This is a genomic window from Paraburkholderia ferrariae NBRC 106233, from assembly GCF_000685035.1.
Taxonomy (GTDB): Bacteria; Pseudomonadota; Gammaproteobacteria; order Burkholderiales; family Burkholderiaceae; genus Paraburkholderia; species Paraburkholderia ferrariae.
The window spans coordinates 110,325-135,618 of record NZ_BAYB01000030.1 but is presented as its reverse complement, the minus strand read 5'-3'; the positions used below and the strand labels follow the sequence as shown (position 1 = coordinate 135,618).

At 63.2% G+C, this 25,294-nt stretch carries 23 protein-coding genes; 6 read left to right on the top strand and 17 right to left on the bottom strand.

The genetic code is table 11. The features are described 5' to 3' along the window. Window positions 1-4,083, bottom strand: a 4,083-nt coding sequence (locus BFE01S_RS28125; protein WP_042338818.1) for a two-partner secretion domain-containing protein, incomplete at its 3' end; no start/stop codon positions are given. Between the two features lie 1,303 nt (window positions 4,084-5,386). Between BFE01S_RS28125 and BFE01S_RS28120 the strand changes: the two genes are divergently transcribed. Next, window positions 5,387-7,219 (top strand): ATP-binding protein, encoded by a 1,833-nt coding sequence (locus BFE01S_RS28120; RefSeq protein ID WP_028228371.1) that lies wholly within the window; start codon window positions 5,387-5,389, stop codon window positions 7,217-7,219. 19 nt (window positions 7,220-7,238) lie between these two features. Here the strand turns inward: BFE01S_RS28120 and BFE01S_RS28115 are convergent, their stop codons facing one another. The 14 genes from BFE01S_RS28115 to BFE01S_RS28055 all read right to left on the bottom strand — a co-directional run bounded on the left by BFE01S_RS28115 (window position 7,239) and on the right by BFE01S_RS28055 (window position 17,442). Further along, window positions 7,239-7,517 carry a hypothetical protein gene (locus BFE01S_RS28115; RefSeq protein ID WP_028228370.1) on the bottom strand — a complete coding sequence of 93 codons (279 nt, stop codon included), beginning with the start codon at window positions 7,515-7,517 and terminating at the stop codon, window positions 7,239-7,241. A gap of 249 nt (window positions 7,518-7,766) precedes the next feature. Continuing rightward, window positions 7,767-8,387, bottom strand: coding sequence for a hypothetical protein (locus BFE01S_RS28110; protein ID WP_156967171.1), 621 nt, complete (start codon window positions 8,385-8,387; stop codon window positions 7,767-7,769). 212 nt (window positions 8,388-8,599) lie between these two features. Continuing rightward, complete coding sequence (locus BFE01S_RS28105; RefSeq protein ID WP_028228368.1) at window positions 8,600-9,019, bottom strand: hypothetical protein; 420 nt, start codon at window positions 9,017-9,019, stop codon at window positions 8,600-8,602. A gap of 154 nt (window positions 9,020-9,173) precedes the next feature. Continuing rightward, window positions 9,174-10,631, bottom strand: a complete 1,458-nt coding sequence (locus tag BFE01S_RS28100) for a primase-helicase family protein (RefSeq protein ID WP_028228367.1) — start codon at window positions 10,629-10,631, stop codon at window positions 9,174-9,176. Further along, window positions 10,628-10,843, bottom strand: a complete 216-nt coding sequence (locus tag BFE01S_RS28095; protein WP_028228366.1) for a hypothetical protein — start codon at window positions 10,841-10,843, stop codon at window positions 10,628-10,630. Before BFE01S_RS28095 ends, BFE01S_RS28100 begins: the two co-directional genes overlap by 4 nt. 13 nt (window positions 10,844-10,856) lie before the next feature. Then, window positions 10,857-11,135, bottom strand: coding sequence for a hypothetical protein (locus BFE01S_RS28090; protein WP_028228365.1), 279 nt, complete (start codon window positions 11,133-11,135; stop codon window positions 10,857-10,859). Window positions 11,136-11,147: 12 nt separating this feature from the next. Next, on the bottom strand, window positions 11,148-11,348 hold the full coding sequence (locus tag BFE01S_RS28085; protein WP_028228364.1) for a helix-turn-helix transcriptional regulator: 201 nt from the start codon (window positions 11,346-11,348) through the stop codon (window positions 11,148-11,150). 120 nt (window positions 11,349-11,468) lie between these two features. Then, the gene (locus tag BFE01S_RS28080) at window positions 11,469-11,810 is read right to left on the bottom strand and encodes a hypothetical protein (protein ID WP_028228363.1); all 342 of its coding nucleotides are present in this window, start codon (window positions 11,808-11,810) and stop codon (window positions 11,469-11,471) included. Window positions 11,811-12,078: 268 nt separating this feature from the next. Further along, entirely contained in the window at window positions 12,079-12,636 is a 558-nt protein-coding gene (locus BFE01S_RS46030; protein ID WP_245621209.1) for a site-specific integrase, read from the bottom strand. 135 nt (window positions 12,637-12,771) lie between these two features. Continuing rightward, complete coding sequence (locus tag BFE01S_RS46025) at window positions 12,772-13,398, bottom strand: Arm DNA-binding domain-containing protein (protein WP_245621208.1); 627 nt, start codon at window positions 13,396-13,398, stop codon at window positions 12,772-12,774. A 214-nt stretch (window positions 13,399-13,612) separates the two neighbouring features. Further along, a complete protein-coding gene (locus tag BFE01S_RS28070) occupies window positions 13,613-14,518 on the bottom strand; it encodes a cation diffusion facilitator family transporter (protein WP_028228362.1) in 906 nt (301 codons plus the stop codon). 7 nt (window positions 14,519-14,525) lie between these two features. Further along, window positions 14,526-15,593 (bottom strand): selenide, water dikinase SelD, encoded by a 1,068-nt coding sequence (gene selD / locus BFE01S_RS28065; protein WP_028228361.1) that lies wholly within the window; start codon window positions 15,591-15,593, stop codon window positions 14,526-14,528. A 38-nt stretch (window positions 15,594-15,631) separates the two neighbouring features. Beyond that, complete coding sequence (locus BFE01S_RS28060) at window positions 15,632-16,408, bottom strand: alpha/beta fold hydrolase (protein ID WP_028228360.1); 777 nt, start codon at window positions 16,406-16,408, stop codon at window positions 15,632-15,634. Next, complete coding sequence (locus BFE01S_RS28055; RefSeq protein WP_042338798.1) at window positions 16,405-17,442, bottom strand: M14 family zinc carboxypeptidase; 1,038 nt, start codon at window positions 17,440-17,442, stop codon at window positions 16,405-16,407. Before BFE01S_RS28055 ends, BFE01S_RS28060 begins: the two co-directional genes overlap by 4 nt. 246 nt (window positions 17,443-17,688) lie before the next feature. Between BFE01S_RS28055 and phnC the strand changes: the two genes are divergently transcribed. From phnC to phnE, 3 genes are read left to right on the top strand one after another with little or no spacing between them, the layout of a single operon-like run. Then, a complete protein-coding gene (gene phnC, locus BFE01S_RS28050) occupies window positions 17,689-18,534 on the top strand; it encodes a phosphonate ABC transporter ATP-binding protein (RefSeq protein ID WP_028228358.1) in 846 nt (281 codons plus the stop codon). Between the two features lie 41 nt (window positions 18,535-18,575). After that, window positions 18,576-19,550, top strand: a complete 975-nt coding sequence (gene phnD, locus BFE01S_RS28045; protein ID WP_028228357.1) for a phosphonate ABC transporter substrate-binding protein — start codon at window positions 18,576-18,578, stop codon at window positions 19,548-19,550. Window positions 19,551-19,591: 41 nt separating this feature from the next. After that, window positions 19,592-20,422 (top strand): phosphonate ABC transporter, permease protein PhnE, encoded by an 831-nt coding sequence (gene phnE, locus BFE01S_RS28040; RefSeq protein WP_028228356.1) that lies wholly within the window; start codon window positions 19,592-19,594, stop codon window positions 20,420-20,422. 23 nt (window positions 20,423-20,445) lie between these two features. On the opposite strand, the gene BFE01S_RS28035 is transcribed toward phnE, so the two are convergent. Then, window positions 20,446-21,081, bottom strand: coding sequence for a LysE/ArgO family amino acid transporter (locus BFE01S_RS28035; RefSeq protein WP_042338795.1), 636 nt, complete (start codon window positions 21,079-21,081; stop codon window positions 20,446-20,448). A 163-nt stretch (window positions 21,082-21,244) separates the two neighbouring features. Here BFE01S_RS28035 and BFE01S_RS28030 point away from each other — a divergent pair, with 163 nt between their 5' ends. After that, window positions 21,245-22,081: a DMT family transporter gene (locus BFE01S_RS28030; RefSeq protein ID WP_028228354.1), complete on the top strand. Its 837-nt coding sequence runs from the start codon at window positions 21,245-21,247 to the stop codon at window positions 22,079-22,081. A gap of 10 nt (window positions 22,082-22,091) precedes the next feature. On the opposite strand, the gene pdxR is transcribed toward BFE01S_RS28030, so the two are convergent. After that, window positions 22,092-23,729 (bottom strand): MocR-like pyridoxine biosynthesis transcription factor PdxR, encoded by a 1,638-nt coding sequence (gene pdxR / locus BFE01S_RS28025; RefSeq protein ID WP_028228353.1) that lies wholly within the window; start codon window positions 23,727-23,729, stop codon window positions 22,092-22,094. Window positions 23,730-23,900: 171 nt separating this feature from the next. Here pdxR and BFE01S_RS28020 point away from each other — a divergent pair, with 171 nt between their 5' ends. Continuing rightward, complete coding sequence (locus tag BFE01S_RS28020; protein ID WP_028228352.1) at window positions 23,901-25,184, top strand: 4-aminobutyrate--2-oxoglutarate transaminase; 1,284 nt, start codon at window positions 23,901-23,903, stop codon at window positions 25,182-25,184. The last annotated feature ends 110 nt before the right edge of the window (window positions 25,185-25,294 follow it).

Below are 25,294 nucleotides of genomic sequence, written 5' to 3'. Positions count from 1 at the left end.
ACCGTTCACCCTCCCGACGCCCACGCCGGCTACCGGTTGGCCTGGTGCCAGGTTTATCGACGGAAGGCCGGCATTTCCTGCTGTGTTGTTGATGCTGATGCCGGTGCCTGAAATCGTCCCACCCGCACCGAAGGTCGATTCATAGTCGGGCAGCCCGTAGGGCACGACATCGGCGGGCGCGGCCTGCGTATAGCCGCCCGGATTCGGGCCGCTGAACGGCGCATCACCGAACGGTAATGTCCAGTCCCCGATGCTGTGGTCGTAGTTCGTGTAGTGGTAGTAGCCCGAGTACGTGACCTGCACGCCTGGCGCCACCTGGCCCTGCCAGGCGTCCATGTCGAGCGTGGCCGGCGCGGCGAGGTCGCCCACTGCCGCCACCTGGCTCCAGTAGTTCTGGAGCAGACCTGTATGCGACATGTCCAGGTTGCCGCCCGAGATGATCTGTGCCCCCGGGCTGATGGCCGTGATAACGCTCGCCAGCGCTACGCCCGTATAGGTCGTGTACTGATAGCCGCTGTTCCACTGGCCGCCGCCGGGCGGCAGCGTATAGACCCCGCCGATCATCGTCAGGAAGGCGGGGTTATCCGGCGTGGCCCAGCCGACATAGGGGTGATCTGCGGAGCAGGCCGTCATGTCGATGGCCGTGCAGCCGGACAGGCTGATGCCGAGCTGCGCGATCAACGCAGGATCGGCGGGCATATAGCCCGAGGTCGTCATCACGTGCCGCGTGTTCGTCACCTGGTCCGCGTAGAGCGCCATGTCGGCCGATGACTGGATCAACGCCGATACGTTGTTGATGACGTTCGCGTTGCTGTAGCTGCCATCCGGATTCTTTCCGCCCGCCAGCACGACGCTGCCGAGTCCGAAGATCGCGGTCGTGGCCTGCGAATCGGTTTCGGTGGTGTCATCGCGGTTCTCGATATCGGGGGCGAGCAGTTCGAGCGTGCCATTGCTGTCCGATGCGCCAATGAGCGCGCTCGGGCCGAGATTCGAAAGCCTGCTGGTCGCGTTGAGCGACACGCTGCCGCCCACCATCGCGCCGGTATTGGTGAGCGTGTCCGAGTGCGTCGTGAGCGTGCCGGCCGCCATCATGGCGCCGCTGTTTTCGATATCGCCCGCATCCACACCCAGATCGTTCGCCGCCTGCAGCACGGCGGTGTTCGTGAAGGTGCCGGGCAAATGGAAGGCGAGGTTGTGGCCGGCGATGAACTGCTGGTCGGGCGTCGTCGTGAAGTCGCCCTGAAGATTCAGCGTCACGTCATTCGTGGCAAAGTAGGTGCCCCCGCCCAGCAGCGTACCGGCGGAGATATCCAGGTCACGCGTGGCGCCCATCTGGCCGCCGGTGTTCGTGAGCGTGCCGGTGGCCGTGATGGCGGCATCGCCCTGATACCCCGGCAGCGTCCCCATCTGGCCATTCGTGTTGTCGATATCTCCTGCCTGCACCCCGAGGCTCGCGCCGCTCACCTGGCCGCCCTGGGTGTTCGCGATGGACGAAGCGGCGAGCGACACCGCGCCATTGCCGGTCACGACGCCTGCCGCGTTGACGATCTGGCTGCCAGCCTGTACCGACATCGCGCCCGAACCGAGGTTGCCCAGTACACCCTGGGTATTGTCGATTGACGCGGCCTGCACCGAGAGCGTCGAGGCATCGCCCGTTGCACCCGTGCCCGCCTGGACGCTGCCCCCTGCGTTGGTGAGCGCTCCGCCGGTCGTCAGCGTGAGCGACCCCAGGGCGCGCATGAGACCCGCTGCGTTGTTCACCCCGTCCAGGACCGCGACCGACATGCCCTGTTGCGCAGCGAATGTGCCGCTCCCGTTATTGAAGGTGCCCATCTGCGCCTGCACCGTACCCGCGCTGATGACCGTGCCGCCGACATTCGAGAACGACCCCGCGCCGTTACCCGGCGTGAGGGTGAAAACCCCGGTGCCAGCGTGCAGGATCGAGCCGCCATCGTTGTCGATGACCGGAGCGGAGAGCGTGAGGTCCGTGCTGTTGGTCTGGAACGTGCCACCCGCCGAGTTATCGAGCAGGTTGCTCACGTTGACGATCATCGGCCCCGTTCCGTACTGCGTGATCGTGCCCGCGTGGTTGACGAGGTTGGTCGCGTTCAGCGCCAGTTGCGTGGCCTGAACGTTGCCTGAACTGTTGTCGAGCGTCCTCGCGCTGATCGTCGCGGCCTGGCCTGCCAAAACCTTCCCGCCGCTGTTCGTGAACTGCAACCCGGCGTTGATGGTCGCGTTTTGTCCCGCCTCCAGCGAACCGTTGGTGTTATTGACGGACTGCGCCGACACCAGGAGATTCGTCTGTGCAGCCACCGCGCCGTGATTGACCAGGGTGCCGGCCTGCATCGACACCGCGCCGTTCCCGCCGATCTGGCCGCCCGCGCCGTTGGTCAGTTGCCCCGTCGTGCTGAGCGTCAGGCCATCGCCATTGAGCGAGAGGATTTGCCCCGCTGTGTTGTCCAGCGAGGCCGCGCTGATGGATGCCTGGCCTGCTGCCTGCGTAACGCCCTGGGTGTTGTCGAACGCGCCTGCGGTGGTCACGCCCAGCGTCGTACCGGCCACCATCTGGCCGCCCGCGTTGCGAACAGCGCCCGCAGCAATCTGCGTGGACGTGCCGCTGGTGAGCTGGCCCCCGCTGTTGTCGAACGTACCGGCCGCATTCGCCGTAATCGACGTGCCTGCGCCCGCGGTTGCATTGACCAGACCCAGATTGCCGCCTGTGGCCGTGAGGTTCAGCGCTGTGCCGGCCCCGATCTGCGCATTCGAGAGGTCGAGCGCCACACCATGGAGTGTGACCGAGCCCGCCGCAACGCTCTGGCCGTTCGCGGACAATACGCCTGCCGAGTTGATCGAGAGATTGCCGCCCGGGCCGATGCTGCCGTCGCTGTTGATGCCCGCACCGAACACCCCCGTCGAGGCGACACTGCCGGCATTGATCACCGTATCCTGTTGTGACGCAATGGTGGCGCTGTTCTCCAGCGCCCCGGACGTGCCAAGGGTGGTATTCTGTGCCGAGTAGATCGTGCCAGAATTCTGCACGCCTGCGGCGTTGATCGCGATGTTGCCGCCGCTTGCGCTCATGCGGCCCGACTGCACGAGCTGACCCGCGCTCGTGAGCGTGAGGTCTCCCGCCTGCGCGGCAAGGGTTCCGGCATTCGCGACACCAACCCCGTTTTCGGTCCCGACCAGGGTAATGCTGTTCGCGTACATGCCGCCGAGTTGCGACACGTCGATGGCCACACCGGGCGCGGGACCGCTGCCGGTAATCGGCGTCGGCGTCAGGCTCGCATAGTCGATGCTGTTCGAACCGGTGACCGCATGCAGCGTATTGCCGTAGATCGCCGCATTGTCCTCCAGCGCACGCGAGAGGATATCCACCTCATCGATATTCGAGGCGTTCAGGCCCGCACCCTGGACGGTTACGGTCCCCTGGGTGACGTTGAAGCCGGTGAGATTGCCGTTGCCATCGATGAGCGGATTGCCCGTTGTCAGGATTCCCCGGCTTGTATTGATGAAGCCGCCGCCGTCAACAATGATCCCGGAACTGTTTGCCAAGACCACCGTAGCGGCTTTCTGCCCGGCCACCTCCACGTAACCTTTCAGTTGACTGGGATTACTGCTGCTGACCTGGTTGACGATGATGCTGGCGGCCTGTCCCGGCGCAAGATTGGGGTTGCCTGAAATCTGCCCGGCGAGTTGTGTGTTCGTGATGGTGGGCGAATTATTCAGGATCGCGCCCTTCTGGCCCACATCGAACTGCGAATAGGTATTGACCGATACGCCCGCCCCGGAGGGTTTCGAGATGTTGACCTGGGGCAAACCGTTCGCCGTATTGATGACGTTGGGCGCGTGGACACCGGACGGCACAATCTGCGCTTCCGAAAGCGCCGGTGCGAGTCCGAATATAGCCAGCGCGGCAAAGGCCACGTGACGCATTGCAAAGAGCGTAAAGAATTGCAGCACAACCGCTGGGCCGTTTTCGCCGTGACTGGAATTCCCGTGCGTGGCTGCCGCTTCCGAAACAGCGACGAGCATACCCCGGAGCTTGTTGAAAACAAGCCGATAACAACGATTATTCATTGCTTGTACCTGTGATGCTGGGCGAAGCCCTGCGCAATGCAACGGCATTTTCCAAATCCCTCACGACGACGCAATGCCATGACAACCGCACGGGCGCCGCTCCTCAAAATGCTTTTAAGCGTGTAATGGACGAAGCTACCAAGAGGATTGAAAAACCGATATGAGACAAATCTGATTTCTTCCAGATTTGTCAGTAATTATCAATGGTACGCACTGCTAAAAATATGTACCGCAATCCACTCAACTCACGCGCATTGGGTTAGCGGATAGCGAGCGACATGGCATTGGACGGAAATAGTGGTCCACTGTCGTCGTCAAGGTTGCTGGAGTACTGGCGGGTACACCGCATGCACTATTCTTGTGAGGTTAGCGGCATGCCGATGCGCAGCCTCGAAGGCAAACTGCTCGATGCTTTCGAGGACGGCTTATGCCGCTTCCTGATCGGGCCTGATTGGGGATTTGTTGTGCGTCGTCAAGTGTTCTGCCTCCTGTAGCAAGGGACAACTCGCAACAACCGCAAACAGATGGGAGTGGGTGAGCAGGCACGAGACAGGGTTGACGAACCGGCGTAGAACCAGACCGGCAGACCCGAAGGTCTCCGCGCCAAGGCCCGCTCATCGACAGAATCAACACACGAACAGAGGCATCCGTCCACCCTTGCGGGCGAGCGGGTTCTACATTTCCAGGTCGCCAAACTGGCTGCCTGTGTTTCCGGCAGACGCCAGCCGAGAAAAAATGGCTGGCACGCACCGTGCTGCGGCCAAACGTGCGCCGGACGGCTGCACTTGACGTATTTTAACGATTTTGACCAAGCGCTTCGGTTGGCGGGCGCGAACGGTCAAGTGCGAACAGTGCGTAGGTGTTCGCACCTTTACACGGCGCCTGCGCACACTCGCAGTTCAAAGCACTTTGCAGTGGGTTCGCACCTCGCAGGCGCGCCCGGCGGTCCGAGGACTGCAAAGTGCAAAGAGCGTTCGGACCTGGTAGCTGGAGAAAAACCGCGCCGCGCAAATTACCCCCGGCTCTCGGAGGGTCGGAAAGGACCCGGCCTCCCGGCTGCCCATCCCTCGCGCAGCCGTGAGGCCCCGGGCACCCCGTCTCCCGATGGCTTTGATGCACCTCGCATAGATGCGGGCGGTATTGGGCTTTCCCTGCTGCCCCGAGCATGATTAAATAGCTCAAACATCTCAAGGTGCAATCTGTGACTGCAGCGATTCCGTTGCAGCGATGAGTGGAAAGGTCCTTCACTTAACGAGGTTGCATTCCAGAGCAAGCGAATCAATAAGAATTTACTGGTGACTGAATGGCAACGATCAACTTAAAAAAATTTATTGCCGAACACTATAGGGGTGGCGTAACAGTTCGGGATGTAATTCGTGAGGCGCTGACAAATTCAATTCATGCGGGCGGCAAACTTATTTCCGTTGAGCTTCATTTTTCAGAAAGAAATGGTGACCTTTTCCAGAGTACGGAAGAGCGGAAGGTCCTTGAGCAAATCATCATTACCGATGACGGCGAAGGCTTTACTCCTGAAAATCTTCACTATTTCGAGGAAGTTTGCACTGGTCACAAGGACGATATCGGCGGTAAAGGCGTGGGGCGATTAGCCTTTCTGAAATACGCCAGGACCGTTGAAATCTACAGTCAGATGTCTGATGAGCGCGTCGAGTTTCTTTATACGCCAGACTTCAAACCCGATGACGTCAAGCGAACTCGTATTCGTGGTTCGAAAAGCACCAGGGTCACACTGAGCGATTTGAAAGATAAAATTAATACGCAAGTCGCAAAGCTCGTTAATTCAATTTGCGACGATCTTAGATTGATCCTGTTTCTGAAGGCTCGCCAAGGACACGAGGTCAAGCTGCGGTTCACTCACAACTCAAGACAACCATTTGACGATGTCTTTGAGTTTTCAGGTGCTGATATTAAGGCGTTGGCCGAAAGAGAGTTTCAACTGGACGGCGAAGTTTTCAAATGTTATCTCTTCAGGGAAGAGCCTCCCAAAAAGGGAATTGTCGCGATGCTTTGCGCTGACGAACTGTGCATCGAGGAATGCACAATCAGTAAACGGTTCGACATTTGCAGGCATTTGATTTTTGTAACCGCCGCATATTTCAACGGGCGCTCGAATCTTGAGCGTCAACGGCTCGAGTTACCAAAGACGGATGATGACGTAGACATGATCTCCCCCCTTAGTCGCGACAGGATTATTTTCCGTATACGGGAAGAGTGCATGTCCATGATTAATGAATCTCCAGAGGGTGGAATTGAGGAGTTTAAGTCAAGCAACATTGCAAAATTGAGAAAATATTATCCCTTCATCAAGGTCGACGCACTGGGTGGGAATGCTGCCCTACTTGATGCTGACGAGATGGTAAAGACGTACAGAATGCAGCAGGCAAGGAAGGAAGACCAACTTATGGAAGCTCTCGAGGTTGGCAAGTCCCCTTCGCTTGATGATGTATCGCACCTGGCAAGTGACGACCTTGCTCGATTTATCGTTCACCGTGCTTTGGTAATTGATTCTTTAGCGAATGTTCCGTTGGAGAGCGCGGAGTCGATTATTCACAACGCAATCTTGCCTAAAAGAAGTGATGGCGCCGAAATCCGGGAAAATAATGTATGGCTCGTGGATGATAAATTTTTATCATATTCCAGCATTTATAGCGATGAAACATTGGCTACGATAATTGAGGGTGTCACCAATTCCGTAGGAATTAAACAGGGGCGAAAGCCAGATGTTGCGGCGTTCTTTTCCAAAAATTCAGAGAATCAACCAAATAAGCTCGTAATCATCGAATTCAAAAAGCCGGGTGCTGACCTTTTTGATAACAATAAGGCTTTGGTTCAATGCCGGCTTTATGCGAGCGAGCTTGCCGATCACATACCGACGGTGAGAGAGGTTTTTGCGTTCTCCATCGTAGATATCGATGACGAATTTTACAGAGACATGAAACAACAAAATTTCATGGACATCTTCTCGCTCACCGAGCGGGTCGTTTATCGTGATTTTATGATTGGCGCCAGCAACATTCCTCTTCATCTCTATGTGATGCCAGCTTCGGCACTCGTCACTGACGCCAAGGCAAGAAACCGCGTTTTTGAAGAAGTGCTGCAATTCAACATGACGAAATAACAAGGTCCGTTCACATGAGCTAGCTCCACACGCGCGCTAGTTCCTGCCGGAACGCGATCATGCCCCACGAAACGCGCCTCCTTCGCGAGGCTCCGCGCTTGACCGATGGTGGTTTTGGCGCAGCGCGCCGCGTCGTCTCTCGTTCGCGGATCTGCGCAACTGGCGCGATCGCGTAGAAGATGGACAAACGCGGATCGACCTGCGCTCGCGGTGACGCCGTGACGTACTGGCTGGCCCATTGGGGCGGTGTCGCCTGCGGGATATCCAGCAGGCCGTTGTTGAGGCGGATGCGGTGCATGACAATTCTCCTGATATCGCTACAGGCGGCCCGCGCGGGGTGGTTGTATGCGAGCAAAGGCCGAGTCCCACGAGCCCGCCACAGACGCCTTGCGCGGCTGTGGGCGGGGTGTTCCCGTTCCGTATTGAGCGCGTACTGCCGCGAAGGCGCGATCCCAGCGGGCTGCGATGGACTTCTGTGACTCGCGCTCCACGTAGCCCACACCGAAAACGAATTCCTTCATGATGTTCTCCCTGAGCTGGCTGCGCTTCAGCGCTTGATGATCTCTGCGTCAAACGTGGGCGGCGCCCCGGTGTATTCGATGCGGGTGCCTTTGAGCACGTATGGTTTCGGTCGCCTTTCGTGCGGCACATACGCCTGAAAACTCCGCGCCAGTGCAAGTACGTCCCGTACACATTGGACTTTGTCGGCCACTGCGGCGCGCGCCGCGGTCATCGTCGCGTCGTCCACCTTCAGCAGGTTCGGCCCCTTGCTGTACTCACCTCCGCCGACATAGAGCGGTTCGTGGCCGGGTTCTGGAATGAACGGCTCAAACCGCGCGCGGCCGGCGGTACCCGGCGGCAGGCACTCCTCTAGCGCGATGATGCGCGCGGTGACCTGCTTCAGCGGTTCTAGTGCGGCCAGTAAGTCCGGGCCAAGTGCATCGACCATTCCACCGATAACGGCGGCTGCATCGCCCTTGGTAATCTGGACTTCAGTCTGCACCTCGCTGGTGAGTTCGTCGAGCCGGCTTTCCAGCGCAGGCAGGCGCGCTTCAAGGCGCCGCACCAGCGCATCGGCCTCGAGTGCTTCGTGCATGAGTTCGTCGGCGCTGACGCCAGGTGTGCCGCTTCCGGCGTCCTGCGCGTCGAGATCCGTGATCTCGCTCATGTCGGCCTCGAGCATCGACTGCCGCGCCGTTTCGGCACTTTCACGTGCCTGCGTGATCTGCTCCGGGAGCAGTTCAGCGGCATCGGTGAGGCGCTGATATTTATCCAGCAGCCCCGCCAGGTTGGCGAACGATTCCGGTACGTCAGCCTAGGCAGCGGGCGTGATTTGTGTGAGATCCGATTCCATCTTTCTCTCCTAGTACGTGCTGCGAGTCAAAACGCCCCGTCCAGCGGGTCGTCGTGAAATTTACCGTTGTCCTGCGTCGCCGTCCGTGTGCCATCGTCGCGGGCAGCGCAGTCGTGTGCGGACTGCATCACGGCACGACGCTTTTTCACGTGATAAGGCGTCAACGCGCCGGTCACGTTCAGGCGTACCTGTGGCTTCGGGCCGCCCGCCGAGGGCTGCCAGACACTCACTGTCAGCGATCCACACAGCGCTGCACTGTCGCCGTCACTGAGTTCGAGCAGGCACGCTTTCGCACTATCGGAGAACGCCACGATATCTACGAACAGGATTTCGCCATCGCCTCCGGCGCAACGCAGCTTACCCGTTACAAACCGATACTTGCCGTCGCGACTCATGCGCACAGTCGGCGCGCCGTGCAATCTGCCTGCGATAAGTGCGTCAATCATTCGCTGCCTCCATATCGGTCGGTTTGGTCGGTGAAATCAGTGAAGTCAGTGGTCCGCTATCTCTATATTTCAACGCTGCTGTCATCTGAAATAGATACGGGGCTGGGTGTAGCGCGCGTGCGCGCGCGTAGATGGGGATGGGAAACCACTGACTTCACTGACTAGACTGATCGGGCGGCGGTTGCGGTTCCAGCCCCGGGATGATTCCATTGCCTTCCACAAGCCTGTTAGCCGCCGTGATGCGCTGCGCAAGCGTAAGGCTGCTTTTCGCGTAAATGACGGTGCGCCGTGCTGCAAGTTTCCTCAGCCCGTCCTCGGCGTTCGGATTGCGTACCGCCGAATAACCGGCGCGTTCCATGCGGTGCGGAATCGAGCGGCGGTTTGCACGAAGGGAAAGTTCATCGCGCAGGCCGAACATCTTCGCGGCTTCGGCCTCATCGGTGACGTTGCCGATTGTGAGGGCGGGCGGGTTGCCGAGCCGTTCGATCACATCGCGCATCTCGCCGCTCTCGGGCGACTCGCCCGCCACCACCACCTGCCAGAATGCCGGTGTCTTGGGCGGCGGGGCCTTTGGGTCAAAGTAGGACAGATCGTGCCCGCTCAGGAACGCCACCACGTTCGCCATGCCGCCATCCGCGTACCACGTCCAAAGCTCGCGGAAGTAGTGCTCGCTGAAATCAGCGCCCGTACGTGTACTCCACGCGACGTAGTGGCGGCGGTCGTCGGCCGGTAGATACAGGCCGTCCGTGATGTGGTTCGTCGTGTAGATAACGTTGCAGACATTCGCGACGTAGTACTCACGCAGATTTTTTTCGTCGACGCGGATTACGTCCGGCGGGCTCGCCAGATACGGTTTGGTATGCTCATAAAATGTGAACCGGTCGTATTCGCCAAGGTCGCGCACCTCGCTCACGCGCACGAGCTTGTTACGCACCCAGCCGTTGAAACGGCCGAACATGATCGAGGGCGTGATATCGGCCACGTTGTGCGCACCGACCGCCGCACGCAGCGGCTCGATCAGCGTGTCCTTGCCGACGCCGGGGCCGCCGCCGAGCACGAGCGCGCAGTTGATCTTGTCCGCCGGATGTTGCACCGTGTACGCGCACCAGTTGACGATATAGCTCCAGTCGTTCGGATAGAGCCGTTTGAGATGTCCGAGCCACACACCCGCCTTCGTCGCGTCGCCCGATATCGGTGATGGTGGAAGGTAGAGGTTGAACGCCTGGGCGCCCGCGTGCGGCTTCCAGCCCGCGGCCTGCATGACGCGCCCCTCGATCAGTTGCGGCTCGCCTGGCATCCACACGATCTGCATGACGGCGCAATGTTCGTCCAGCCACGCGCTCGCCTTGATGTAGCGGTCGCCGCCGACTTTCATCGGCGGCAGCTTCGCGTTTACGCTCGACGCGGGCCACAGTTCGCCGGTCGGTACATGCAGATACTTGTGCGACGGCAAGTGCGAATAGAAATCGCGGTAGGCGTAGCCGGGGCTCAGGAAGTTGTCGACCGCGCGATCCACCTCCGGGTTCTCACCGCGCACGCGCTTGCGCATGAGCGGTTCGTCGCTCATCAGCCGCCTGTATGCTTCGGCGAGGTCGGCCGGGGCGGCGCTCATTTGGACACCTTCTCACTTTTGACGCGAAAGATCGGTACGGCGTCTCGTTCCTTCGTCTTGCAACGCGATCCTTTGGGCGGATCGAACTCGATTACCGCGAAGTCGCACGGATTCAGGCCAGTATGGATTCTGACGATGTGTCCCGTGCAGCCGTCGTGTTTGCCGCCTTCGACACGCACCTTCGCCTCTGCCTGCAACGGATGCTGGATCATGGCGGGCTCCACGCTAAGCGCCGTTGCCGGTAGCGGGCTTCGCCATGTTTTCGCGCACCGCGTCCAGGTCGAGATCGTAGTCCACCAGCATCGCGATCTTGAGCAGGCATCGCAGCACGTTCACCACGCCGTCTTCGAGGTCTTCGAATACGCCCGCGATAGCGCAGGCGAGCGCGTCTTCACCTTCATACGCTTCGAGCAGCTGCCCGATGGCTTCGGCGGGCAGACCCTCGCCGTTCATGTATGCGAGGGTCGCCAGTTCGCGGATGTCGAGGCTCGTGTAGTAGTTCATGACGGCCTCCGCTCAGGCCGTCGCGTTGGCTGTCGCGCGCACCGTGTTGGCTTCCACCCACGCGCGCTCGGCTTCGGGCGTGATGATGGTGCGGTTGCCGAGCTTCAGTTCGGCCGGTGCAAGGCCCTTCGCCTTGAGTGCGTAGTAGTGGGGTTTGGAGATGCCGTAGTAGTCGCAAAGCTGCTTGACGGACTTCGGGCGGGGCGTATCCATGCGTACCTCCCTTGAGTGATTAAGCCCACAGCGGGCCACCACTTACAAGGTTGGTACAAGGCAGATAGAACGGGCAAGGTGTGACATGCCATAGCGCCGCTATGGCATGTGATAGCGGCGCTATGAGAGGTCGCTGTGCTCGATGAAATAGGCAAACCAGCGCGTGATCTTCGGGCGGTTCGTGCCAAGTTCCTTTGCCACGTGCAACTCGCACTCGCGGAGCTTTCCGGGCGTCATGGTCGCGCCGCCCCATGCGTTGAAAGTGGCACGGGCCTGCGCAAGCTGCCCGTCATCAGCGCGAGGCTTGCGGGCGTTCCTGCGATTGGTCTTGCTCAGATCTTTGGCGTGCATCGTAAGCGCCGTCCTGCCAAGCAGCTTCGCCACGTTCTCCGGTGTCACCGCACTCACGGGCCAGCTCCCCGGGTCTCCTTGCGACAGGATGGCGGTGATGACCGCGTGCATGCCTGGGTCCGCCCTTATACGTGGATCACGCTCCATGTTTCGCAGGTGCTCGAAACTGCCTGCAGCGCGTCGACGCGGGGCATGACTCTGAGGATGCGGGACGCTAACCTGGAAAAATGGGCGACACACTCGTCAGCGGCGGTGAGCATGGTCGGGCACTCCCGAATGACGGGGGAGCACCCATATTAATCGATGCAGACTGGAAGATGACTACGCAGATTGACGGGAAAGCCCCATGCGGGGCTTCGCGGTGCAGCACCGGCAACGATCAGGCGGCCTGAGCGCCGCTGCCATCGATCCCTGAACGTGGACGATCGAGCAGCGCCAGCGCTTCGGCCAGCTTCGTCTCTCGCGCTTTCATGTAGCGCTGCGACATGCGGCTGTCCTTGTGGCCGAGCAGCCGCTGCACGTGAAACTGCGAAGCACCTTCATTGATCATGCGCGTTGCCGTGTGATGCCGCGTATCCATGAACCGGAAGTGCTCGATTTGCGCTTCCCTCAGGACCTTCTGCCAGTCGCGCACTTCGCGCAGCGGTTCGCCGATCTCATTCGCGAACACACGCGCGAACGCCACCTGGCGCCGCCACGCCATTAGCGTCGCATACGCCTCGGCATTCATTGGGATCACGCGGGAGCGTTTGACCTTTGATGTCGCCGGCGCGACGGTGATCGTCCGTGCCTTGAAGTCCACTGACTTCCATTCGAGTCGCATGATCTCACTGCGCCTCAATCCGGAATTAAGCGCGAGCAGGATCGCGGGCTTGACGTGATCGACGAACGCGTGATGAGCGGCCGGCAGGTTCGTGAGCCCGCGACCATTGCGCACGCTCGCCTCCGCCTCTGCCCGGATACGCGACTCGCGCGCGTCGAGCGCAGCACGCAGTCGCGTTTCCTCGTCGGCTGTCAGTTCGCGGCCGTGCGCCGCTTCTTCCTCGGGGTCGGTCTTGCAGCGGAGCCTCGCTCACGGATTGCTCGTGATGATCTCGTGCTCAACGGCGTGCGTGAACAGCCCGCCGATTGCACCGAGCGTGCGGTTGATCCCCGTGGGCTTATGACCTGCCGCGATCCGTGCCTCGATCCACTTCTTCATCATTGGCCGCGTCACTTCGTCCAGTCGCTTCAGCAGCAGGTCAACGAAGTCGCGCCGGATATTCTTCAGGTTCTGTTCGGGCGTCTCGCTCCTGGTCGTGCCGAGCCAGTACGTTCGATAGTCGCCATCGAGGTAGCTGCCCACTGTTGGCATCGCGCAGTGCCTTGCATCGGCCACGCGCCGCTCGTGCTTCGCGACGCGCGTGGACATTGCATCGCTCTTGTGATCGGTGCGGCCGATGAATGACTTCGCCGCCGCGCGCGCTTCCTCGACGGTTATCGCGGGCCACCGGCCGAGCGCCTTCTTCTGCTGCCCTTCGGGTGCGCTCCAGCGGTACACGAACGACACCGAGCCGTTAGGCCGCATGCGCAGCCCGAAGCCGGTCAGCGTGTCGTCGTAGATGTCGCGCAGCTTCGGCACATCTCCTTGGGCCAGCGTCGCCAGGCGCTCGCCTTCGAGCCCCCGGATCAGTTCGCGGTTGATACGTTGCTTCGCCATGTCTTGTCCTCAAGTGGGCGGTTCACGGCGCGAGGACTATTCGAGGACAGTACGCGCCGCAAACCGCAGTTAACCCAGGGATACCGGAATGAACTTAAGGCCTTGATTTTGTTGACGAATTTAACTCTAGTACACCGGGAGAGACTAATCAATTTCCCCGCACAGGGGCAACCCAGGCAAACCACCGCGAAAACAAAAAACCACAACCCCACCCTCAACGCCCCTCAAAGTCCGGCTCAAAAAACACCCACCGCACTTCTGGAAACCGCGCCTGCAAATCCGCCTCGATCACATTGATCGCCTCAACCATCGCGCGGCTCTGCTCGTAGTCGATCATCTCGGCCTGCACGGCCACGACCACTTCCTTACCCCATTGCAGGGTAATGAGGTTGATGATGCTGCGTATCTCACTGCGCCCACGCAGAAAAGCCTCAATTTCGCGTCGCCGTTCGGGGCTCGCCGATTCCCCCACGATCATCGACTTCACCTCGCGCGCGATGAACCACGCAATCAGCATAAGCAGCACGCCCACGCCAATCGAGCCGCACGCATCCCACACCGGGTTGCCGGTAATCATCGTGAGCAGCACCGCAGCGAACGCGATAGCAAGGCCCGCAAGCGCCGCAATATCCTCGCCCGCCACCACGAGCAGCTCCGATTCGCGCGTCTCGCGCGCCCAGCGCCACAGCGATTTCGTGGGTGAACCCTTGCGGATCTCGCGCACGGCGCCATAGAGCGAGAACGCTTCAAGCACCACGGAAACGCCCAGCACCACGAGCGCCACGTACACGTAATGCAGCGGCTCACGCAGAATCAGCCGATGGATGCCCTCGTACACCGAGAACGCGCCGCCCACGAAAAACAGCAGCAGCGCAACCAGCAGCGAATAGAAGTTGATCGCCCGGCCCGAGCCCATCGGATGCAACGCCGATGGCGGCCTGCGCGACTGGCGCAAGCCGAAGAGCAGCAGCAACTGGTTACCGCAATCGGCCGTGGAATGAATCGCCTCGGCGAACATCGAACCGGAACCGGTGAACGCCGCAGCGGCGTACTTGCAAGCCGCAATGCCGGCGTTCGCCGCCAGTGCGTAGAAAATGGCCTTCGGCGATTCTGCGCTCATACGCCCCTCATGCAACGTCCACGCGCGCCGGGCCGGCGCTCAGTTGGCCGATCGTGCGCACGTCGTCAAAGCCTTCCGCCCGGAAGATCGCCAGCACGTCGTCCACGCGCTCGGGCGCGCAGGCGACGAGCAGGCCGCCCGAAGTCTGCGGGTCGGTGAGGAGTGCTTGCGCAACAGGCGGCAGATCGGCGCCAAGCGTCACGCTCTCACCATACGACGCCCAGTTGCGGCCCGAGGCGCCCGTGAAGACACCGTCGGCAACGAATGCTTCCACGCCCGGCAGAAACGGCAGATCGGCGTAGCGCACGTGCGCGGTCAGCCCCGCGCCGCGCGCGATCTCGAGCGTGTGGCCGAGCAGGCCGAACCCCGTTACGTCGGTCATCGCGTGTACGCCATCGAGCCCCGCCAGCTTTGCGCCCGGCGTATTGAGCTTCGTTGCGGCAGCCACCATCGCCTGGTAGCCGGCTGCGTCGAGCCGGTCTTTCTTCAGGGCAGCCGAAAGCACCCCCACGCCCAGCGGCTTGCCGAGCACGAGCACGTCGCCGGCATGCGCCGAGGCATTGCGCTTCACCCGGTCCGGATGCACCACGCCGATAGCGGCAAGACCGTAGATCGGCTCCACCGAGTCGATCGAGTGGCCGCCCGCCACCGGAATGCCGGCCGCCGCGCACACGTCCTCCCCGCCGCGCAGCACCTGGGCGATCACGTCGTGGGGCAGCACGTTGATCGGCATGCCCACGAGCGCGAGCGCGAGAATCGGCTTGCCGCCCATCGCGTAGACGTCCGAAAGCGCGTTCGTGGCGGCAATGCGGCCGAAGTCGTAGGGGTCGTCCACGATCGGCATGAAGAAGTCGGTGGTCGCGACGATGGCCTGCTCGTCGTTGAGCTTGTACACGGCGGCGTCGTCGGCCGTTTCCGTGCCCACCAGCAGGTTCGGGAAGGCCGCCGTGAGCGGCGTGCTGCGCGCGAGCAACGCGGAGAGTACGCCCGGCGCGATCTTGCAGCCGCAGCCGCCGCCATGCGAAAGGCTCGTGAGGCGCGGTGCGGCGCCGCTTTGGGTAGGGCTTGCATTCATATGAGGGTCGTTCCGGAGAGCCTGGGTGACGCACCCTATTATGGGGCAATCGATGAAGCCGGCGATCTGTCGAGTACGCGCAGCGCCGCCACGAGCCATTGCGGATCGTCGTGCGGCAGGTCGTGGCCCGCCCACGGATGTTCGAGATGCCGGGCGCCCCATGCGCGCGCGAGCCGCGCCGAGCACACGGGATTCACCAGCCGGTCCCCGCGCGCCGAGACCACCAGCGTGGCGCAGCGCGGCACGCCGTGCGCCGCGTAGCGCGCGGCGGCCCACAGTTGGCGCAGTGCGTTCGCCCGGCTCACCGGGGCGCTTGCCCGAATCGCGCGCCAGGCGTCGAGGTCGGCAGCGAGCGTGTTCCGGCGCGCGCAGGTACGCGCGTGGATCAGCGGCTCGGCGGGACCGGCGGCGCCGGCATCGCGCCAGTTGAGCGCCACGCGCAGCAGCGCGGGCCACGCGGCGGGCCGCAGCCGCTCGTAAAAGCGGCTGTAGGGCCGCATGCTCGTGTTCACCAGCACGAGCTGGTCGATTTCGTCGGGATAACGCAGCGCCCAGGCCGTCGCCACCATGCCGCCCAGCGACATCGCCAGCACGCGGTGCGGCGCACGCGCGCCCAGCCGCTGCGCTTCGGCGCGCACCGCATCGACGAACGCATCGACTTCGCCCGGCGAGTCCACGTGTGCCGCCGTGCCGTTGCCCGGCAGATCGACCGGTAGCACCCCGGCTGCCGCCGCCGCGAGCATGGGCGCGAACTCGCCCCAGTGGCGCGACTCGCGCGTGAGGCCGCGCAGCAAAATCCACGGCTGCGCGCTCATGCGCCCGGCTGCCGGTACCAATGTCCGATCGCGCTTTGCAGCATCTGCTGCCGCTGCGCGCCCTCGGGCAGCCAGCGCGGCGCGGAGAAGGCGGCACGCGTAAGGAATTCGAAGAGATTCGCGTGACGGCGCAGCACGCGCGCGGTGCGATGCTGCATCACCGGATTGAACATGCCCTGGCGCGAAAAAATCTGGCGCGGATTTTTCTTGATCCACAACCACGAACCCAGTTCGAGCGTGAGCGGCAAAAACACGTTCTGCGCGGGCGCGCGGTCGTACGCGCAGTCCCACAGATCGCCGTGCAGCAGGTACTGGTGGCTCTGCGGCTCGAAGGTGTAGCCGTGGTGCGGATGCGCGCGCTCGAACATCGTTTTGAGCACGTACATCTCCGGCAGGTTGCACATGAGCTTGCGCGTGCGCGCGTAGGGAAACCAGATGCTGTCGCTCCAGCCGTAACCCGAATGGCAGTCGAGCGCGAAGCTGAGCGGGCGATGGGTCAGTTCTTCGTCGACGATTTTCAAGAGTGCCGCCGCCTCCGCCTCCATGGGCGCGCCGCGCCGGCCGCGATACCACGGCAGCCACGAGCCCACGCGCTGGCCGCCGGCGAGAAACGGCACGCGCTCGTCCGCGTCCTGGGGCGCGTTGCGCATGAGGTCCACGCCGTTCGGGTTCGCGCGCGTGGCCTGCCACATGCCGCCGGGGTTGACGATCGGCACCATCACGAGGCGCACCGACTGAAGCTGCTGCATGAGCAGTTCGTCCCATGCGAGGCGCCCCACCAGCGCGCGCATGTAATCGAGCACGAGTTGCGAGCCGATTCGTTCGAGACCGTGAATGCCACCGAAAAATCCGATGGCAGGCGCGCTCGGCTCGTTCGATCCAACACTCGCGACGAACAGCTCGAACGAGCGTCCGCGCACTTCCACCTCGCCGGCGCTGCGGATCTGCAGCCAGCGGCTGCCGGCATCGAGGATGCTCTTGAGATCTTCGTACTCGGCGAAGCTATCGGGGAGGAAGCTCAGCGCTTGTCGCATCGATGCACTCGTCCGGCGAGGGTTGAAAGGTGGCGCGAATGAGGGTCGGCGCGTTCGCTGCTCACAATATAGCGCCTCATCGGTGCATTGCGCATGACACGTAAAGGACGTCACGCGTTTGTCACACTGGAAGAATCACGCGGTGTAGTCGTCTAGATGTCTCGACACCTTCACTCAACCGTCATAGTCGCTTTCTAGAATGTCCCCGACACAACCGCACCCGCCTGACTTTTGTGACGAACCGACATGGACGCCATCCGCATCGAACGACTGTCGAAGACCTTTGCAAACGGCCGCAAGGCACTCGACGAAATCAACCTGCGCGTAGGCGTTGGCGAAATGGTTGCGCTGATCGGCGCGTCGGGCTCGGGCAAATCGACCCTGCTGCGCCACATTGCGGGCTTTACCGCATCGGACCCACAACCTTCGCAGATCGAAATATTTGGCCGACCCATTCAGCAGAATGGCCGGATCGTCCGCGAGGTGCGTCGTATCCGGCTCGATGTCGGCTTCGTGTTTCAGCAGTTCAATCTGGTGAACCGGCTCACGGTGCAAACCAACGTGCTGATCGGCGCACTCGCACGGCTGCCGCTGTGGCGCCGCGTGACCGGATGCTTTCCGCGCGCCGAGCGCGAACGTTCGGTCGCCGCGCTCGCCGAAGTGGGCATTGCCGACAAGGCCTATGAACGCGCCGCGAATCTTTCGGGCGGACAGCAGCAGCGCGCGGCACTCGCGCGCGCGCTCGTGCAGCATGCGCGGCTCATCCTCGCCGACGAACCGATCGCCTCGCTCGACCCCGAATCGTCGCGCCGCGTGATGGACATGCTCGCGATGCTCAACCGCAATCACCGGCTCACGGTGGTCGTCTCGCTGCACCAGGTGGACATCGCCATGCGGTATTGCCCGCGCACGATTGCGCTGCGCGACGGCCGCGTGGTGTACGACGGCCCGAGCGCGGCGCTCACGCCGCCGGTGCTGCAGCAACTGTACGGCAGCGCCGCGCGCGAACTGATCGAACCGTCTGCCGACCCGCTTACCCCAGCCGCACCCGCCGCCGCGGGCCCTTTCGGGCCGCAAGCGCGCGTGGCCTGACCCGCTTGCGTCCTTTCCCCCTCGACCCGGACCCCAACCCCATGAAGCTGCTCCGCTCCATTCTTGCCGCCAGTGCCGCCTGCCTCGCATTCGCCGCCCCCGCCGCGCATGCCGAAGACCTGAGCTTCGGCATCATTTCGACCGATTCGTCGGCCGTGCTCAAGCAACGCTGGCAACCGTTCATCGACGACCTGAACCGCCAGACCGGCCTGCACGTCCAGGCGTTTTTCGCCACCGACTATGCCGGCATCATCGAAGCGATGCGCTTCAACAAGGTGCAGATCGGCTATTTCGGCAACGCCTCGGCCATGGAAGCCGTCGATCGCTCGAGCGGCGAAGTGTTCGCGAAGGTGCTCTACGCAAACGGCGACGCGGGCTACAAGTCGGTGCTCATCACCAACGTCAACAGCCGCTTCAAGACGCTCGACGATGTATTCAGGAACACGAAGGATGTGACGCTCGGCTACGGCGACCCGAACTCGACCTCGGGCACGCTGATCCCCGGCTACTACCTGTTCGCGCAGCACAACGTGCCCGTAAACCAGACCACCTTCAAGACGGTGCTGCCTTCGAGCCACGAGGCCAATCTGCTCGCCGTGGTGAACAACAAGGTGGACATTGCGACCAACAACACGATCGAACTGGGCACGCTGGAAAAGAAGAACCCGGAACTCTTCAAGCAGGTGCGCGTGCTGTGGACCTCGCCGCTCATCCCTTCGGACCCGCTCGTGTACCGCAAGGACCTGCCTGAAGCGACCAGGCAGAAGCTGCGCGACTTCTTCTATCACTATGCGAAGACCGATCCGCGCGAAAAGCAGATCATGGCCGGCATTACCGGCTACGCGGGCTTCACGCCTTCGACCGACGCGCAGTTGAACCCGATTCGCCAGATCGCGCTGTTCCAGCAGAAGCAGAAGATCGCCGCCAACAGCAATCTTTCCGCCGACGACCGCAAGAACCAGATCGCGGCAATCGACGCGAAGATCGACGCGCTCAACGCCTCGTCGAAGCAATGAAAATGGCGGACCTCGACGCGTCGCGCCTCGTGCAGGACAGCATGCAAGACGGCACGCAGAACGGCGCGCGCGCGGCCGGCGTAGCGCGCGCGCCGGGTACCCCGGCTGCGCCGCCGCCGAAGCGCAGCTGGTTTTCGCTCGCGGGCTGGGCGGTGGTGTTCGTGCTGCTCGGCGTGGGCTGGCATGGCGCCGACATGCGCCCGCTCGACCTCTTCGCCGACTCGGCGAACATGGGCGAATTCGCGCGCGGCTTCTTCCCGCCCGACTTCACCGAATGGCGCACCTATATGCACGAGATGTGGGTGACGCTCGCGGTGGCCCTGTGGGGCACGGCGCTCGCGCTCGTCTGCGCGGTGCCGTTCGGGCTCATGTCGGCGCACAATCTCGCGCCCGCCTGGATCCGCCATCCGGTGCGGCGCCTGATGGACGCCTGCCGCGCGATCAACGAAATGGTGTTCGCGATGCTGTTCATCGTGGCGGTGGGTCTCGGGCCGTTCGCCGGCGTGCTCGCCCTATGGGTGCATACGACCGGCGTGCTCGCCAAGCTCTTCGCGGAAGCCGTCGAGGCCATCGACCCGCGCCCCGCCGAAGGCGTGCGCGCAACGGGCGCAACGCCGCTCGACGAGATCATCTACGGCGTGCTGCCGCAGGTGATGCCGCTGTGGATCTCGTATGCGCTCTACCGGTTCGAGTCGAACGTGCGCTCGGCCATGGTGGTGGGCATGGTGGGCGCGGGCGGCATTGGCGTCGTGCTGTACGAGGAAATTCGTTCGTTTAACTACGGACCCACCTGCGCCGTGATGATCATGGTGATCGTCGTGGTCACGGTGATCGATCTGATCTCGGCCTGGCTGCGCGAGCGCGTGATCTGAACCGGCCAGTGGCGACCCGCGCTTCAGAATTGCGCGAGCGCGAGGTGGGCGGCCATGCCGAACATCATGAGCGCAACGAAGGCGTCGAGCGCGCGCCACGCGGTGGCCCGCATGAAGAGCGCGCGAAACGAACGCGAGCCATACGTCAGGCAGAGAAACCACACGAAAGACGCCGCGACGGCACCCAGCGCAAAGGGCGGGCGTGTCGGCGCCGCCCGGGCGGCTACGATAGCGCCGATCACGAGCACGGTGTCGATCCAGGCACTGGGATTGAGCAGCGACACCGCCGCGGTGGCGAAGAGCGTGCGCCCGAACGGCGCGCTCTGCAGCGCCACGAGCGACGGCATGCTGCGCTCGCCGGCCACGGCCGCACGCAGCGCGAGCATGCCGTGGCCCACCAGCCACGCCACGCCGCACCAGAGCGATGCCGTCACCACGGCCGGATGACGCGCCAGCACCGCGGCGAACCCACCCGCGCCCAGCGCGATCAGCAGGGCGTCGCTACCGGCACAGACCGCGGCAATCAGGAAGAGGTAGCGGCCCGTGAGCGAGCGCTTGATGACAAAGGCGTCTTTGGGACCGACCGAGGCGAAGAGACCTGCGCCCAGCAGCAGGCCTTCGATGAACGACGGGAAATCCAGCGGCGAGGCGTCTAACATGTGGCATGCCGACAACCTCTCAAGCTGAACCGGACTGTGTGGAGTCGGCTTCGACTATACGACGATATCAACCCGCAAATCAATGGGGGCTTTTCGCACGCCATCGCCGCGCGCCGCATTCGCTGGAATAATCAGGTCTTTGCTCGCGCAACCGTTTCTCCGGATGGCTACTTTCGTCGTTCTGCTGGTTCTGCTCTCGGCGCTTCTGCACGCAAGCTGGAACGCCTTCCTGCATCTTTCGGGCGACCGCCTCTGGCTGCTCGGCATGATGTCGATTCCCTACGGGCTCGTGGGTGCGATCGGCGTCATCGTGCTGCCTGCGCCCGCACCCGCCAGCTGGCCGTATATCGCCGCTTCGGTGGTGCTGGAATTCGCCTACTGCCTCACGCTCATCCGCGCCTATCGCAGCGGCGACTTCGGCCAGATCTATCCCATCGCGCGCGGCCTTTCTCCCATGCTCGTGTTCGTGGGCGCGCTGGTGTTCGCGCACGAAGCGCTCAAGCCGCTCGCGGCCGTGGGCGTTGCGTTCGTTTCGGTGGGCATCATGTCGCTGGCGTTCCGGCGCGGCATGCGATTTTCGGGCGAGAGCGTTCCCTATGCACTCCTGACCGGTCTTCTCATCGCCACCTACTCGGTCGTCGACGGCATCGGCGCGCGGCTTGCCGGCAACGGCCTCAGCTACATCATGTGGGTCTACCTGCTCTGGAACATCCCGCAGTTCCTGATGGTCTGGCGCCTGCGCGGCGGGGCCGCGCAGCTCTTCACCTCGAAGACCGCGGTGCTCAAAGGGATGATGGCGGGCGTCGTGGCGCTCACGGCCTATTGCCTCGTGATCGAGGCGTTCCGCTATCTGCCGATTGCGACGGTTTCCGCGCTGCGCGAGCTCAGTTCGATCTTCGCCGTGCTGATCGGCTGGCTGTTCATGAAGGAAAAGCTCACCGCGCGTCGCGTGATTGCATGCGCGCTGGTGACGTGCGGGGCGGTGTTGATCCGGCTGTGAGGGCAGCACCTCAGGCAAAAAGCGGCAAGGTCGCGTCAATCGCCTCGCCGAGCGTATTGAACGCCGGCGCGATCTCCTCGTCCGGCACGCACGCATAGCCGATCAGGAGTCCCGAAGCTGCCCGCGCGCGTTCCGCGTAATAGCCCGACAACGGCCGCACGACGATGTTGCGCGCAAGGGCCGCCTCCGCCACCGCGCGGTCGTCGCAGCCCTCGGGAAGCTGCATCACCACGTGCAGGCCCGCGTCGCCGCCCATCGCCGGCAGCGCATCGCCATAACGGCTCGCAGCGGCCTCCAGCAGCGCCTCGCGCCGCTGCCCGTAAAGCCCGCGCATCTTGCGGATATGCGAGGTGAAATGCCCTTCCGCGATGAACTCGGCCAGCACCGCCTGCTGCAGCAACTGGCCCTCGCGATAGAGTTCGGCGCTCGCGGTGGCGAAGCTCTCGGCCAGCGCCTCGGGCGCGACGAGGTAGCCCACGCGCAGCCCCGGAAACAGGGTCTTGCCGAAGCTGCCCACATAGATCACCTGCCCCGCGGTATCGAGCCCCTGCAGCGAAGCGAGCGGCCGGCTGCCGTAGCGGAACTCGCTGTCGTAGTCGTCCTCGATGATCCAGCATTGATGCTGGCGCGCGTATTCGAGCAGCATGCGCCGGCGCGCGAGGCTCATCACCATGCCGAGCGGATACTGATGCGAGGGCGTGACGAGAATCAGCCGGGGCGGCACGGCGAAATCTTCCGCCGAAGGGTTGATGCCCTCGCTATCCACCGCAATCGGCCGCGGATTCAGCCCCGAAACGTGCAGCACGCTGCGCAGGCCCCAATAGCACGGGTCCTCGGTCCAGATCACGTCGCCGGAATCGGTGAGCAGGCGCACGGCCAGGTCGACCGACTGGTGAATGCCGGTCGTGATGATGATCTGCTCAGGCGAGCAGCGCACCGAGCGCGCGGTGCGCAGATAATCGGCCAGTTCGTGGCGCAGCAGCGCGAGGCCGCCGCCCGGCGCGTAGGTAAGCAGGTCGGGGCGCAGGCTGCGCCAGTATTTATTGGTGAGGCGCGTCCAGACGCGCGAGGGAAAGCGCGAAACGTCCGGCACGCCGGGCATGAACGCGCCGCCCTGGCGCTTCGAGACGCCCGCGCCCGCGATCAGCCGGGCGCCGCGCGCGGAAAGCGCCCGTGCCGCCTCGCGCGCAGCATGGGTGCCGCCGCCCTCGGCCGGTTGCGCGGCAAAGGAGGCCGCGATGCCGGGAGACGGCGAAGCAGCAGCACCCGTGGGCAGGCTCGCGGGCAACACCCCGCCAGTGCCCGGCCGCCCAACGCGTGCGCCCGCCCCCCGATCCACCCCCATGGCGCCAGCTTCATTCGCCCCCACGATCTCGTCGGGCGACGTATCGGCCACATAGGTGCCGCGCCCGGTCGCCGAAGCCACGTAGCCCTCCAGCACCAGTTGCTCGTAGACCTGGGTGACCGTATTGCGGGCGATGCCCAGCTCCGCCGCGAGGAGCCGCGACGACGGCACGCGCGCCCCCGCCGGCAGTTCGCGCGACAGGATGGCCTGCTGCAGCAGGCGGTGTAGCTGCCGGTACACCGGCTGGCCGCTCCCGCGGTCGAGCCGCTGCGCCAGCCAGTCGGACAGGACACTCGCTCGCATCGAAATTGGCTCCTAACAATTTTATTGAATGGCTCTGAAATTTAGAGCCAAACGTGAGTATAGTCGCTCCATCGGCCATCTGCTGTCCCGTACCGCCGCACTGGTCTGCGGCCCCGCAAGGGCCCGAAACCCACCACCGATACCCAGAAACGTCTGTGAAGGAGATGAACCGTGAAGAACGCTGAACTTGTGAGCCGCAAGGACGCCGCCACCCCCCGTGGCGTGGGCGTGATGTGCAACTTCTACGCCGAGCGCGCCGAAAACGCCGAGCTCTGGGACGTGGAGGGCCGCCGCTTCATCGACTTCGCAGCCGGCATTGCCGTGTGCAACACGGGCCATCGTCATCCGAAGATCGTCGCGGCCATCAAGGCCCAGCTCGACCGCTTCACGCACACCGCCTACCAGATCGTGCCGTACGAGTCGTACGTCTCGCTGGCCGAAAAGGTCGCGAAGCGCGCACCGGGCAACTTCGCCAAGAAGGCCGCCTTCTTCACGACGGGCGCCGAAGCCGTCGAAAACGCCGTGAAGATCGCGCGCGCCCACACCGGCCGTCCGGGCGTGATCGCCTTCGCGGGCGGCTTCCACGGCCGCACGATGATGGGCATGGCGCTCACCGGCAAGGTCGCCCCGTACAAGCTGAACTTCGGCCCGTTCCCGGCCGACGTCTACCACGCGCCGTATCCCAACTCCGTCCACGACATCACGACCGCCGACTCGCTGAAGGCCATCGAAACGCTGTTCAAGGCCGACATCGATCCGAAACGCGTGGCCGCGATCATCTTCGAACCGGTTCAGGGCGAAGGCGGTTTCTATCAGGCACCCGCCGACTTCGTGCGCGGCCTGCGCCAGATCTGCGACACGCACGGCATCCTGCTGATTGCCGACGAAGTGCAGACGGGCTTCGCGCGCACCGGCAAGCTGTTCGCCATGGAACACTACGACGTCACGCCCGACCTCATGACGATCGCCAAGAGCCTCGCGGGCGGCATGCCGCTGTCGGGCGTGGTCGGCCGCGCGGAAGTCATGGACGCGCCAGCGCCCGGCGGCCTCGGCGGCACCTACGCGGGCAACCCGCTCGCCGTCGCCTCGGCGCATGCGGTCATCGAGATCATCGAGGAAGAGAAGCTTTGCGAGCGCGCCACGAAGCTCGGCGACAAGCTCAAGGCCAAACTCAACGCAATGAAGGCCGAGGTGCCGCAGATCGCCGACGTGCGCGGCCCGGGCGCGATGAACGCCGTGGAATTCTGCAAGCCGGGCACGAGCGAGCCGGACGCCGACTTCACGAAGCGCGTGCAGACGGCGGCGCTCGAGCGCGGCCTGCTGCTGCTCGTGTGCGGCGTCTATTCGAACGTCGTGCGCTTCCTGTTCCCGCTGACCATTCAGGACAACGTATTCGACGAAGCGCTCGCGATTCTCGAAGAGTCGCTCAACGAAGCGGTGGGCGTGCCCGCCTGAAACGTGCGAGCCGAAGAAGAAAGCCCGCTATGAAACGGACGGCACACCGGCGCGCGCCGCTGTGCCGTCCGCTGTTTTGAGCCCTGCGCACGTCGTTCGCCGGGCCGATC